Raw genomic sequence first — 12,840 nt, 5'->3', positions numbered from 1 at the left:
TTGAGCTATGAGCGATCAATTTATTACATTCCATTCAGATGAAAGCCTATGTATTATTAGTATTATTTTTATATAAAATTATACTAATAATTAACTGGTAAAAATATTTTAAAGTCTTCCAAATATTGATTAGGACAACATTTTATTTTTTAGCACTTATCTCATCTTTGTATCCTTTTAAGCTTATCTGATCCAGAGACTAACTGTCTTGTAGCTTTATAAGATTGAAAAACTTTGATAAAGACTATCAAATATCTTGCAATATATTCTCACTTTACTTTATGGCTAAAATAGTTTAATTTCAGATTTGAAATGAAAAACTTTTCTATTAAGCTTTAACACGACTAGTAGACTGTGAGGATCTGGATTGGAATGAAACTGAAAAAATTGCTTCCCTACCTGTTATTAACAAGCTCTTTGACTGTATCGATCGCAACTGCTGCTAGAAGTGAAGAAGTAGGGATAGGTGTATCAGAGCATCTCAAGTCAACTCCAACAGATGCTAATTCCAATCAACCATTTACTGGGGAATCAATCAGAGAGATTCAACGAATAAGTGAGTTAGTACATCCTGGCAAGAGTGCAGAGATACTTCGACAACCACCACAACTCAGCCAAGGGAGTGCCACGGAAATTGTACCAGTGAGTGCAGTTAAGGCTAATCCCACCACTCGGGGTGTGGAGGTAATCTTACAAACTGCCCTTGGTGAAAAATTACAACTGGTGAATCGCAGTTCGGGTAATAATTTTATCGCTGATATTCCCAACGCACAACTACGCTTACCTTCAGGTGATACATTTACATTTCGCTCGGAGCGGCCAGTTGCAGGTATTACTGAGATAACGGTGGCAAACTTCGATGCTAGTACTATCCGAGTCACAGTGATTGGTGAGGCGAGTGTACCGACTGTAGAGTTGTTTGACAGTCCTGACGAGGGTTTGATTTTGAGTGTGGCTAGTGCTGTCTCTTCCACATCGCAGGGACAACAAACACAAATACCACAAAAGCCGGAAGCAAATCAGCCAGAAATAAAAACTCCGCCAAGTCAACCTTCCTCGGCGAGTGATGAACCGATTGAACTGGTAGTGACGGGTGAACAAGATGGATATAGTGCACCGGAAGCATCAACTGGAACCAGAACCGACACCCCACTGCGCGATATTCCTCAGTCCATTCAGGTGATTCCCCAACAAGTAATCAAGGATCAGGGAATCACTCGGATTTCAGATGCAGTCCGTAATGTGTCTGGTGCAACGATCCAATCAGGCTATGGCAACCTCATTGGCGATGTCAACCTGCGCGGTTTTGTAAGTAATTCTGTTTTAAGAGATGGATTTATAACTGCGCCTTTCTTTACTGATAGTGCGAATATTGACCGAGTGGAAGTGCTGAAAGGCCCAGCATCAGTGTTGTACGGACAAGGTTCGCCAGGGGGTATAGTAAATTACATCACAAAACAACCCTTGAACGAACCCTACTATTCAGCAGAGTTTACCGTCGGTAGCTACGATTTTTACAAGCCTACACTCGATCTCTCAGGGCCACTGACTGGAGACAAACGATTGTTGTATCGGTTGAATATTTCTAATGAGAATTCTCGCAGCTACCGAGATTTTATTAATAATAAAATTTTCTTCATATCTCCAGCTTTCACCTACAAGATTAGTGATGCGACAACCTTAAACTTCGCCTATGAATACCTGAATGCGAATCTTGGGTTCGACCGAGGCTTTTCGCCTTTCTCTGCCTTTTCTAACTTGCCTAGAAATCGCAATTTGGGTACTTCTGACGATTATCAAATTGTTCAAGTCCATCGTTTCAATATAACACTAGATCAACAGTTAAGCGATAATTTACGACTCAGGAGTGGATTTACTGGGCGATTTGAGTACTTAGATGGTAAATTTGCTAACTTTTTTGATGATGTAGGAGAAGATGGTCAAACTTTGAACCGTGCGCTAGCTGGGGGTGTAAGTTATAACGATAGTTTAACCCTGCAAACAGATTTGATTGGTAAATTCAAAACGGGTTCCATCGCTCATCAACTGCTATTTGGGTTTGAATTGAATCGGCAGACTAGTCGGAACGCAGGCTTCGAGGGGGATGGTGAGTTTTCTTCAATAAACATTTTTAATCCGATTAATGACTCACTTCCTGCAACTACTTTACAGAGTTTTGGACCAGCTTCGATCCAGAATACGAAGGGAATTTATCTACAAGACCAAGTGACATTACTGCCAAATCTGAAGTTGCTTGTAGGTGGTAGATACGACTTTATCAACAACGATGCCGTTTATTCTGTTTTTTACGATGAAGCCTTTTCCCCGCGCGTGGGGATTGTTTATCAACCGATAGAATCGATCTCGCTGTATGCCAGTTACAGTAAGTCGTTTGAACCAAACAATGCCCAGAAGGTAAACCAAGAGTTCATAGAGCCTTCTCGCAGTACACAGTATGAGGTAGGTGTTAAAGCTGAACTTTTTGATAAACGACTTTCCGCAACGCTAGCCGCCTATGACATTACCAAAAGCAACATTGCTACTGTAGATCCGGAAAATCCAGATTATTCAATTCCGATTGGAGAGGTTAAAAGTCGAGGTATTGAACTGGATATTGCCGGACTGATTTCACCAGGTTGGAAAGTGATCGCTTCTGGTTATTTAAATGATGCCTATGTCAGCGAAGATACTGATCCCACAAACATAGGTCGGCGTTTTGCAAATGCACCCTATCATGGCGCTAGTCTGTGGACAACCTACGAAATTCAACGCGGTGATTTGCAAGGGTTACAGTTTGGTGCGGGGTTGTTTTTTGTAGGCTCGCGCATTGCTAATCAGTCAGATCCCTATACCCTTCCTTCCTATGTCAGAACCGATGCTTCTATCTCTTATAAACGTGATAACTGGCGAGCGGCGCTCAACTTTAAGAACATTTTCAATGTCAATTATTCTGAAACAAACGGCTACCTAATTTTCCCCCAAGCACCATTTACACTTCAGGGCACAATTTCAGTGAGTTTTTGACTCCGCCTTTTCCCTCTCCTTGTAAAGGCTACGGTGTATACACAAGTCCTAAAATTCTTGCCTGTTAGGATACAAGCCTTATTGGGCAAAGTTTTGAATTGATCAAGCTGATTATCAATAGTGTCAGATTATTGATATAGGTACAACGGAAAATCAAGGATTTTAAAAATAATTTTCCGTTCTTTTGTGTCTATTTGATTCGCAACTCGACTTACTTACACCCTAGCAATACATCGGAGGAATTGAGGGGGGTAAAAATCAAACCTGAAATTGTGCAAAGAAGCGTCTAGTTATGAACTATAAAAAACTACGTAACTTCGTATTTACTCTGCACCGCTACATTGGTTTAGCGGTGGGACTAATTGCAATTATTGTCGGCTTGACTGGTAGTTTATTGGTCTTCCACTCAGAAATTGACAACTTTGATCAGCACCTCCAATCTGGTATCATTAGACCTCAAGGAAAACAACTACCAGTTGAGGTTGTGTTAAACAATGTAAAAAAGATATATGCCGATCAACTAGGTGTAAAATTCCAGAGGTTTTACCTACCCACAAAGCCCAATGAGTCGATGACTGTCATCCTGAAAACAAAGGAAATTGACTGGCTCCCAATCTACATTAACCCATATACAGGAGCAATTCTCAACTCGAAGCCAAGCTTAATCCAAAAGATGTTTTTTGACGTTATCTATCCACTACACTATGCCCTTTTAGGGGGTGACATTGGGCTTAAGTTTGTTGGCGTTATTGGATTATTGATTGCCATCTTGAGCATTACAGGTATTTTCCTCTGGCCGGGTTGGCGCAGGTTAATTTCCGGCTTCAAAATTAAGTGGAATGGCCATCCCAAGCGAGTTAACTTTGATATTCACAAAGTTGCTGGTTTTATTACAGTAGTATTTCTAATATTTACATTTTTTACGGGGTTTTGCTGGAATTTCTCTGAGTTCGTTAACCCCATAATCTATGCTATTACCTTCAGCAAGCCACAACCCAATCTGGTATCTGTTCCCATTGCGGGAAAGTCTCCACTAGGACTTACAGACCAATTAAAAACTGCTCAAGCTGCTTTACCAGATGCATCACTGTCGAAAATTTACTTCCCAGGTCAACCAGAAGAAATTTTAGCGTTTAGCTTTAAGCTAAAGGAAGACTATAGCGATGTTTCTCTTGACCAATACAGCGGTAAGGTTCTACAAGTGAGTAGTTCTTTAAAGGTGTCATTAGGTGATCGCATCCTTAATTCCTTTACTCCCCTGCACTACGGTACATTTGGTGGTTTATCCACCCAAATTCTCTACGTGTTTGTTGGCTTTTCACCCTTGATTTTATTTATCACTGGCTTTGTCATGTACCGACATCGCTACCAGGAAAAATCTGTCCGCCACAATTAGGTAATAGAACTATCAAATAACCGTCAAACTTAATTGACCAGAAAAAGCAGTGGATTCTAGATACTGATAACTAGGTAACACAAGACTTTGGGCTCATCTTATTGCCATTCGGTTAAGAATCTTCATAGGTTGGTTGAGGCAATGCGTTAACCAACAAACCCCGCAAAATATTGGGTTTTCTTCTTTAACCAAACCTACGCATTTTTATTTTTTAGGCAAAACCTACGCAGTGTTGGCATCTGTTGGTCAGAAGAGGATTGATTGTCTGGTACGAAGCAATAGGGAGCAATGCGATTTTGTTATGTGTCCCAAAAAAAGAGCGATGCCTGCGGCGGGCTATGCCTACGCTAATTTGTCTTTTCAATGCTCTTGTGAAAAACAGCACACATTTCTCTCCCATTTGCAATTTTAAACAAATTTTTGAGGTTTCCAGAATATCTATAGCAAAATTCTTCAAATGTTGTGGCGGTAAACCGTTGTGTAGCATGTCCCGTTCCGGGATTAGCTAAATATCTACTAATCAACTTAATAATCCAGTTTGAAGATGTCGAAAAATTCTTAATAGGCTCTACAATTATTATTTCTTTTTTAGTTGCCTTAAATAGCTTCTGATATATGAAATCTACATCATTTGGAAGAAAATGGTACATGCTGGCTTGAATAATGATATATTCAGCCTCTGGAATATAATCACTCGATAATAAGTTATTATATATTACATTAATGCGCGATTTTTTGGCACTTGATATGAAGCTTCTGTTAATATCAAGTCCTGTATATTTAACATTTTTAGGCAACAAATAGTGTTTGTATAAGTAGCAGTCTCCACAGCAAGCTTCAAGAACTGTTGAATTTTCTGGAATTAATGATGCGATACTTTCGTATCGGTTGTGGAAGCTTTTTCCATAGATGAGTCTCATCGTTATGTTATAAAATGTTGGATTTAAATAAATTAAACTTGTCATTTTTCAACTAAATATTTACTAACTATCAATGTCAAACTAATTAAGTTGTACTAACTTAGTATTTTATAAACTATGTCAATGATTGTAGAAACTTGATTTAATCCAACCCATAGTGGTAGCCTGACTAAGCGATCGCTAAATAAATTAGTGATAGTCAGAGAGCCATGAGTGCGACCATACTTGATGCCAGCTGGAGAACTATGTAAAGGAACATAATGGAAGACAGTTTTTATACCAAAACTCTGTAATTTTTCAATCAAAGTATTACGGCTTTCGAGGTTTGGTAAGAGTAAATAATACATGTGAGCATTATGCCGACACTCTACAGGGATGATGGGACGACGCACCTTACCTTGAGTTTCTAAATCGGCAAAAGCTTGATGGTATTGCTGCCAGATATCCATTCTCTTCTGAGTGATAGTCTCTACTGCTTCCATTTGTGCCCACAGAAAAGCTGCACTAATCTCACTAGGTAAGTAGGATGAACCAATATCTACCCAAGTGTATTTGTCTACCTGTCCTCGGAAAAACTGGTTGCGGTTAGTACCCTTTTCCCAGACAATCTCACTGCGTTCAATTAATTCTGGATAGTTAATTAACAAAGCACCTCCTTCACCACAAATCAGATTCTTCGTTTCATGAAAGCTGACAGCTGCCAAATGTCCAATACTTCCTAGCGAGCGCCCTTTGTAAGTTGCATCTAGCCCTTGTGCTGCATCCTCAATAATTAATAACTGGTAATGTTGGGCAATTTTCATAATCTCGTCCATTTCACAGCCCACTCCAGCATAATGTACTGGTACTATCGCTTTTGTTTTGGAAGTGATTGCTGCCTCGATCTTAGATTCATCAATATTCAGCGTATCTGGACGAATATCGACAAATGCTGGAACACCACCACGTAAAACGAAGGCATTAGCAGTAGATACAAAAGTATAGGACGGCATAATGACTTCATCTCCTGGCTGGATATCTGCAAGGATAGCTGCCATCTCTAATGCTGCTGTGCAGGAATGAGTTAATAGTGCCTTACAGCAACCAATTTTTGATTCTAACCAAGCATGGTTTTTTTTGGTAAAATCACCGTTTCCAGAAAGATGACCCTTAATAATTGCTTGCTGAATATAGTCTATTTCTTTAGATGTAGCGAATGGCTTATTAAAAGGTATATTCATTGTGTAAATTTAAAGAATTATCTTATAATTTTTTAGCTACTGACGAGAATTCCACTACTATCCAAAGTAAGTTTAGGAAATGCTTTCTCTATTACTGAGAGGACAAATCCCGTCCCATAACTGATTTCTAAGAATGTTGTGGCTTGGGTAAAGTAGCGTTGTGATGCCCAAGTTATCAAACAGTACCAAAAGTTTTTTGCTTTAAGAGTAGCAAGCTTAGCAAAATATTAGGATCAAAATTGTCAATTGTTTTTGCAAGTTCAGGTGCAAATTATAGATATTCGTCAATTAACTTTGACTCATGAGAAGAATAGGAGCATCTCCAACTAATTATATCAAACTTTCGTTCACACAAACAAAGAACTTTTATTTCAAACTTTTGATGGATGTAACTTTTTTCATTGTTAGCCTTTACCTTTTTAACCTTTGATATCGGCTAAGAAAAAACTATTTTCATCTGCTCCAATATTTTTTTCATCATTGTTCCTATTATTAGAATATTGTCTAATTATATATAGTGGTCTTTTTTTTGTTTCATCAAAAGTTTTTCCCAAGTAAATACCGATGATTCCTAAAATAGCAATAATAATTCCACCAAGAAAATACAAAGAAACGATTAGGCTGCTCCAACCTGTAACTGTTGAACCGTAAAGTAAGGCATCAACGAAAATATACGTACCGTATATAAAAGCCAGGAAAGATATTAAAAAACCCAGCTTTATTGATAATCTGAGAGGTTTATCAGAATAAGCAATTAAAGTTTCGCTTCCCAGTTTCCACAACTTACTCAAGGTATATGTGCTTTTTCCCGCGAAACGACTATCATGTTGAATGTCAATACTAGCAGTGGGAAAACCCATCCAGTGTACCAGAACACTAAAAAATCTTAGTTGTTCACGCATAAGACGAAAATTGTCTACAATTTTCCTAGAAATAATCCGAAAGATTCCAACTTGCCCATCATAATTAATATCTGCTAGATAGCTGAAAACTTTATAGAATAGCCAGGAAGTAAAGCGCTTCAAAATATGGTGTTTTCGCTTACCTCTTCTAGCCAATACTATATCGTAGCCTTCTTTTGCTTTCGCGTATAAACGAGGAATTTCTTCGGGACGATCTTGCAAGTCACAGTCCATAACTACAACCCAATCCCCATTACAGTGATCTAAGCCAGCTGTAATACCATATTGTTGACCAAAGTTGCGGCTAAATTGAATCCCTTTTATTCGCGAATCTTTTTTAGCTAATTCTACTATGATTTCCCAGGAGAGATCGCCTCCACAATCCTCAACTAAAATTATCTCAAAGTCTTTAGAAATAATTTCAAGAGAGTCCTTTAACCTTTGATAAAGCTCATGTAGACAACCTTCAGCTTTGTAGACAGGAATGACAACAGAAATGTAAGCCAATATTAAGTCCTCCGTGATTTTATATTTTTGCAGATGGTATCTTGATAATTTACATTTTTCTTTATTGAGACTTGGGAAAAACAAATATTTTATTTAATGTATATGATAGTAAGGCGAGAGGAAGCAAAATTAAACCTCCTGCTATGAAAAGATTAATTTTATAAGATAATAATTGTTTTATTAAAATTATTTGTATTAAGTAGATAATAGCATAAATTCCTATAAATTTAAAAATTAGATTATTATTTTTGTTTTTGAAAACCATGACTCCGATAGTTTTAAAGTTAAATAATACTCCACAGATAGTTGATATCAAAGCTGCAATTTCATAGTGAAAATTCAGTGCAATTAACAAAGCAAATAGTGAATAACCGAAAAGTGTATTAATCGTTCCTACTACCAAAAACCTTAGAAATCTTTTTGAAGGATAATGCATAAGCTTAATTCAATAATCACTCATCCCTTATATCTATTTATTTCACAGCTAACGGTTGATTTTCCAGATAGTTACCTTTTCAAAAGAAGCTGGAATACTTTGATTAGAGCTTTCCCAAATGGACTGTATACAGAGAGGGTTATTTACAAGTAAAGGATGAGTTGAATACTCGATAACATGGGTTGCTGGAGTTGCCATTAGGAGTTGGCAAAATTGCTCTGATTGAGATGTTGCCCATAAGTTTTTAATAACTTGCTCTCGATTATCTAAGGGATAGGCTTTCAATGTTAACTCACTTATAACATCATACGTTTTTTCTAGATAAGCCGCTCTCCCAGTAATACTGGTTAATAAGAAATTAGAGTCATCAACATACTTATCCGTTAAAATGACAGAGTTTTTTGGGGTATTGTCATGAAGATAAGCAAAAGTCATTCGTTCACTAGCATTTATTGTTGCTCCTTCAGAATACATTTTAGTCATTAATAAACTTGGTCTAGCAAGCTGTTGAACAGCTAGAGATATTACGACAAAAGCGACTACTAAACTAATCTGTATTGGTCTAGTTAAGGATAGATGAGGCTGGAAAAACTGGTAAATATAATGAAATCCAGGAATCATTAGTAGAAATAAATACCAGCGTGGTGGAAACATCATTTGCCCTGCAAGTGAGTAACTATCATAATCACTTGTTAGACATATTGCACTCAAAGTTGACACAACTATCATCCATACAATTAGGCTCGTGAACAGGAAAAACTCTTGACGTACTGATTTGCTTGATAGGTAAATACTAGTGATAATTATCAAAGGAATACCTATCATATTTAAGGCAACAAAAGCAGACATTGATACTATTTGCCAAACCCATTTAAATACTGTCGAGTTAGGAATTAAATGGCTTACTAAGTGATAAATATTTTGAGAAAATGGCCAAGCATTAATCCAATTAGTCCATTCTTTGGGATTAGTTAAATTATTAAAACCTAACTTGATACTCGCACTACCAGCCAAATAATATGATGATTTCATCTCCAAACAAATTAGTAAACCTAAAATAATAGCAAGACTAGCAGCAATAAGATATGCCTTTTGCTTAGTGCGTTTCCAGCCGTAGACTGCCAGAAATACAAAACCTGGCAGCATTGATAAAAATACATGAATCCGAAAACGGCTTGTTGATATCACCATGATTGTGGTAATTATCAGAACTACATCTACAGGTTGTTTTTTATAGCAACGAACAGAAATATGTAAAATTCCTAGGAGAATTCCATAAGCGACTAACATCCCACTATACATTTGTGGGGTAAATATGCTAAGTACCTCTATTCCACTAGAAACATGGGGAAATAAAGTAAAGTAAAATAAGCCAATATCGTTTTTCACAAAAGGGGAATATGGAATAGCTGTAACATACATTGTTGCTGTTGCTAAATATCCAGCTACCCTACTATTAGTCAAAGTTTTGACGATGCTGTATAGTGCCAGACACATCCCTATTTCGATAATGATGTAATGATAAACAATTTGTACCCTCTGCATATCTGTCTGACCTGTAAAGCGCGAGAGCAACATAGTTGTCAGATGGGGAAACATGTGATAGGCAACTTCAGGTGTTCCTGCTCTACTAGGTTGCTGTAGAGGTGGTACGTGTCTGGCCAATTCGTAGGCTTCACTTGTAAAGTAATGACAATCAAAGCATACTGTTGATTTATAAGTGTTAGTTATAGGGTTATATTTCCAGGGTATTTGGTAGGGAATATTAACCACTAAACTGACTGCAATTAATAAAGCGAGTACCCAATCAAATTGCTGCCAGATGAGGAGATCAATCTGAATATTCAACCATTTTTTTTTGCGGATTGAGTAAATAATTAAAGCAATAGAAATTGCAATTCCTCCAATATAAAATAATAACTCTAGCTTCATTACAGCCAAACTAAAGTAAATTAAAGTTGTCAGTGTGTAGCTAGCGATCGCACTAAATGTCAAACGAACTATTGGCTCTTGTACTTGTCGCTTTAACAATATATAGAACAAAGCACCTAGAGGCATCCAAAGGAAAATTATTCCTATACAAAAACGTAATAATTCAACTACATTCCATTCAGTCACCACTAAGTAGTAACCTATTGCAATTAGAGTAATAGTAACTGTAGTTATATTTATAAAATTTGATTGCTTTTGAGAGCTTAACATGACAAAGTATTCCTTTAACAAATAATGCTTTTTTCTAGTTATAAATTGATTTTCCAGATAGTTACCTTTTCAGATGAAGCCGGAATCACTTTCTTAGAGCTTTCCCATATTGACTGCATACAAGGTGGGTTATTTATAAGTAAGGGATGAGTTGAATACTCGATTATATGAGTTGCTGAAGTTGCTGTCAGAAGTCGGCAAAATCGCTCTGCTTGAGATGTTGCCCATAAGTCTTTAATAACTTGCTGTCGATTATCTGAAGGATAAAGTTTTGATGCCAGCTCATTTGCAGGGGCATCCGGAAATTCCAGATAAGCAGCTCTCCCAGCAATACCGCTTATTAAAGGGGGATAATCCTCACCATAATTAGCATACTTATCCGTTAAAATGACAGATTTTTGTGGTGTATTGTCATGAATATAAGCTAGAGCCATTCGTTCACTAGCACTTGTTGTAGCTCTATAAGAATACACACTAGCCATTAAAACACTAGGTCTAGAAAGCTGTTGAGCAACCAAAGATATGACAACAAAAGCGGCTACTAAACTAATTTGTGTTGCTCTAGTCAAAGATAGATGAGGTTGGAAAAACTTATAAACTTGATACAGTCCAGGAATCATTAATAAAAATGGATAACAAGATGTTGTCTCTAATAATTGTCCTCCAAGTGAGTAACTGTCATAATCAGTTGTTAAACATATTCCACCTAAAGTTGATACAACTGTCATCCACACAATTAAACTCGTAAAGAGGAGATACTTTTGACGTACTAGTTTGCTTGAGAGGTAAATGTTAGTGATAATGAATAAAGGAATACCAATCATGTTTAAGATAACAAAAGCACACATGGAGACTACTTGCCAAACCCATTTAAATACTGTTGAATTATGAATTAATCGGCTTAGGAAGTCATAAATATTGCTAGAAAATGGCCAAGAATTAAAGTAAGAATCAGAGCTGGGTTCTGTTAAACCATTAAAGCCTAACTTAAAACTCGCAGTACCACTCAAATAGTATGATGACTGTGTCTCCAAACAAATTAGAAAACTTAAAGCCACAGCCAGACCAGCAGCAACAAGGTATGCCTTTTGCCTAGTACGTTTCCAGCCGTAGGCTGTCAGTAATAAGAAACCCGGTAGCATTGGCAAAAATACATGAACCCGAAAGCGACTTGTTGCTGCAATCATGATTGCGGTAATTATCAGAGCTACACCTACTGGTTGCTTTTTGTAGCAACGAACACAAATGAGCAAAATTCCTAAAAGAATTCCATAAGCGACAAACATTCCACTATACATTTGTGGACTAACTAAAATAGGTGGTTCTATTCCACTAGAAACATGAGGAAACAAAGTAAAGTAGAAATAATAAAGGTTGGTTTTCACCAAAGGTCGATATGGAATAGCTGTGATATACATTGTTGCTGTTGCCAGATATGCAGCGACTCTACTTTTGGTCAAAGTTTTGACGATACTGTACAGTGCCAGACACATACCAATTGCAATAATCATGTAATGATAAACAACCTGTACGCGCAGCATATCTGTCTGACCTGTAAAGCGCGAGAGCAACATCGTTGTCAGATGAGGAAACATGTGATAAGAGCGTTCAGGTGTCCCTGCTCTGGTAGATTGTTGTAGAGGTGGTACCTGTCTAGCCAATTCGTAAGTTAGACTTGTAAAGTAATTACACTCATAGCACACCATTGATTTATATGTATTAGTTGTAGGGTTATACTCCCAAGTTTTTTGATAGGGAATATTGACTACTAAACTTACGGCAATCAATAAAGCGAGTATCCAATCGAACTGCCGCCAGGTAAGGGATTTAATCTGAATGTTGAACCAAAACTTTTTGCGGATTGAATAAATAATCAGCCCAATAAAAATTGTAATCGTTTCAATATAAAACAATAGCTCAAGCCTGAGTAGACATAACCCAAAGTAAATTAGAGTTGTTACTGTATAGCTAGCGATCGCACTAAATGTAAAACGAACTATTGGCTCTTGTACTTGTCGCTTTAAGAGCAGATAAAACAATGCACCAATAGGCATCCAAAGTAAAGCTGTTCCTAAACAAAAATGCAGTAACTCAACTATATTCCATTGAGTTGATACTAAGTAATAGATTAAAGCCGATAAAGTAATAGTAGCGACAATTAAAGTAATAAAACTTGATTTTTTTTGAATTATTCTTTCTGAGGTTTCAAGCATATTTTTATTTTTCTCTTTAT

The 12,840-nt window shown here is 37.1% G+C and carries 8 protein-coding genes; 2 read left to right on the top strand and 6 right to left on the bottom strand.

Translation table 11 applies throughout. The annotated features are described in order from the left end of the window. Window positions 1-372: 372 nt before the first annotated feature. Both FBB35_RS06510 and FBB35_RS06505 read left to right on the top strand, forming a co-directional pair. The gene (locus FBB35_RS06510; protein WP_174708978.1) at window positions 373-3,024 is read left to right on the top strand and encodes a TonB-dependent siderophore receptor; all 2,652 of its coding nucleotides are present in this window, start codon (window positions 373-375) and stop codon (window positions 3,022-3,024) included. Between the two features lie 292 nt (window positions 3,025-3,316). Continuing rightward, window positions 3,317-4,420 (top strand): PepSY domain-containing protein, encoded by a 1,104-nt coding sequence (locus FBB35_RS06505; RefSeq protein WP_174708977.1) that lies wholly within the window; start codon window positions 3,317-3,319, stop codon window positions 4,418-4,420. Between the two features lie 347 nt (window positions 4,421-4,767). On the opposite strand, the gene FBB35_RS06500 is transcribed toward FBB35_RS06505, so the two are convergent. From FBB35_RS06500 to FBB35_RS06475, 6 genes are all read right to left on the bottom strand, one after another. After that, a complete protein-coding gene (locus tag FBB35_RS06500; protein ID WP_174708976.1) occupies window positions 4,768-5,385 on the bottom strand; it encodes a methionine biosynthesis protein MetW in 618 nt (205 codons plus the stop codon). A 50-nt stretch (window positions 5,386-5,435) separates the two neighbouring features. Then, on the bottom strand, window positions 5,436-6,560 hold the full coding sequence (gene rffA / locus FBB35_RS06495) for a dTDP-4-amino-4,6-dideoxygalactose transaminase (RefSeq protein ID WP_174708975.1): 1,125 nt from the start codon (window positions 6,558-6,560) through the stop codon (window positions 5,436-5,438). Between the two features lie 419 nt (window positions 6,561-6,979). Beyond that, a complete protein-coding gene (locus tag FBB35_RS06490) occupies window positions 6,980-7,969 on the bottom strand; it encodes a glycosyltransferase family 2 protein (protein WP_174708974.1) in 990 nt (329 codons plus the stop codon). Window positions 7,970-8,030: 61 nt separating this feature from the next. Next, a complete protein-coding gene (locus tag FBB35_RS35665) occupies window positions 8,031-8,405 on the bottom strand; it encodes a GtrA family protein (protein ID WP_174708973.1) in 375 nt (124 codons plus the stop codon). 48 nt (window positions 8,406-8,453) lie between these two features. Continuing rightward, the gene (locus FBB35_RS06480; protein WP_174708972.1) at window positions 8,454-10,607 is read right to left on the bottom strand and encodes a hypothetical protein; all 2,154 of its coding nucleotides are present in this window, start codon (window positions 10,605-10,607) and stop codon (window positions 8,454-8,456) included. A 38-nt stretch (window positions 10,608-10,645) separates the two neighbouring features. Next, entirely contained in the window at window positions 10,646-12,820 is a 2,175-nt protein-coding gene (locus FBB35_RS06475; protein ID WP_174708971.1) for a hypothetical protein, read from the bottom strand. Between the last annotated feature and the right edge of the window lie 20 nt (window positions 12,821-12,840).

This window comes from Nostoc sp. TCL240-02 (genome assembly GCF_013343235.1).
GTDB lineage: Bacteria > Cyanobacteriota > Cyanobacteriia > Cyanobacteriales > Nostocaceae > Nostoc.
This window is presented reverse-complemented; position numbering and strand designations above follow the sequence as displayed.

Bases quoted from the DNA above. Each gene is read 5' to 3' on its own strand.
- FBB35_RS06510 (WP_174708978.1), top strand. From the start codon at position 373: ATGAAACTGAAAAAATTGCTTCCCTACCTGTTATTAACAAGCTCTTTG.
- FBB35_RS06480 (WP_174708972.1), bottom strand. From the start codon at position 10,607: ATGTTAAGCTCTCAAAAGCAATCAAATTTTATAAATATAACTACAGTT.
- rffA (WP_174708975.1), bottom strand. From the start codon at position 6,560: ATGAATATACCTTTTAATAAGCCATTCGCTACATCTAAAGAAATAGAC.
- FBB35_RS35665 (WP_174708973.1), bottom strand. From the start codon at position 8,405: ATGCATTATCCTTCAAAAAGATTTCTAAGGTTTTTGGTAGTAGGAACG.
- FBB35_RS06505 (WP_174708977.1), top strand. From the start codon at position 3,317: ATGAACTATAAAAAACTACGTAACTTCGTATTTACTCTGCACCGCTAC.
- FBB35_RS06475 (WP_174708971.1), bottom strand. From the start codon at position 12,820: ATGCTTGAAACCTCAGAAAGAATAATTCAAAAAAAATCAAGTTTTATT.
- FBB35_RS06500 (WP_174708976.1), bottom strand. From the start codon at position 5,385: ATGACAAGTTTAATTTATTTAAATCCAACATTTTATAACATAACGATG.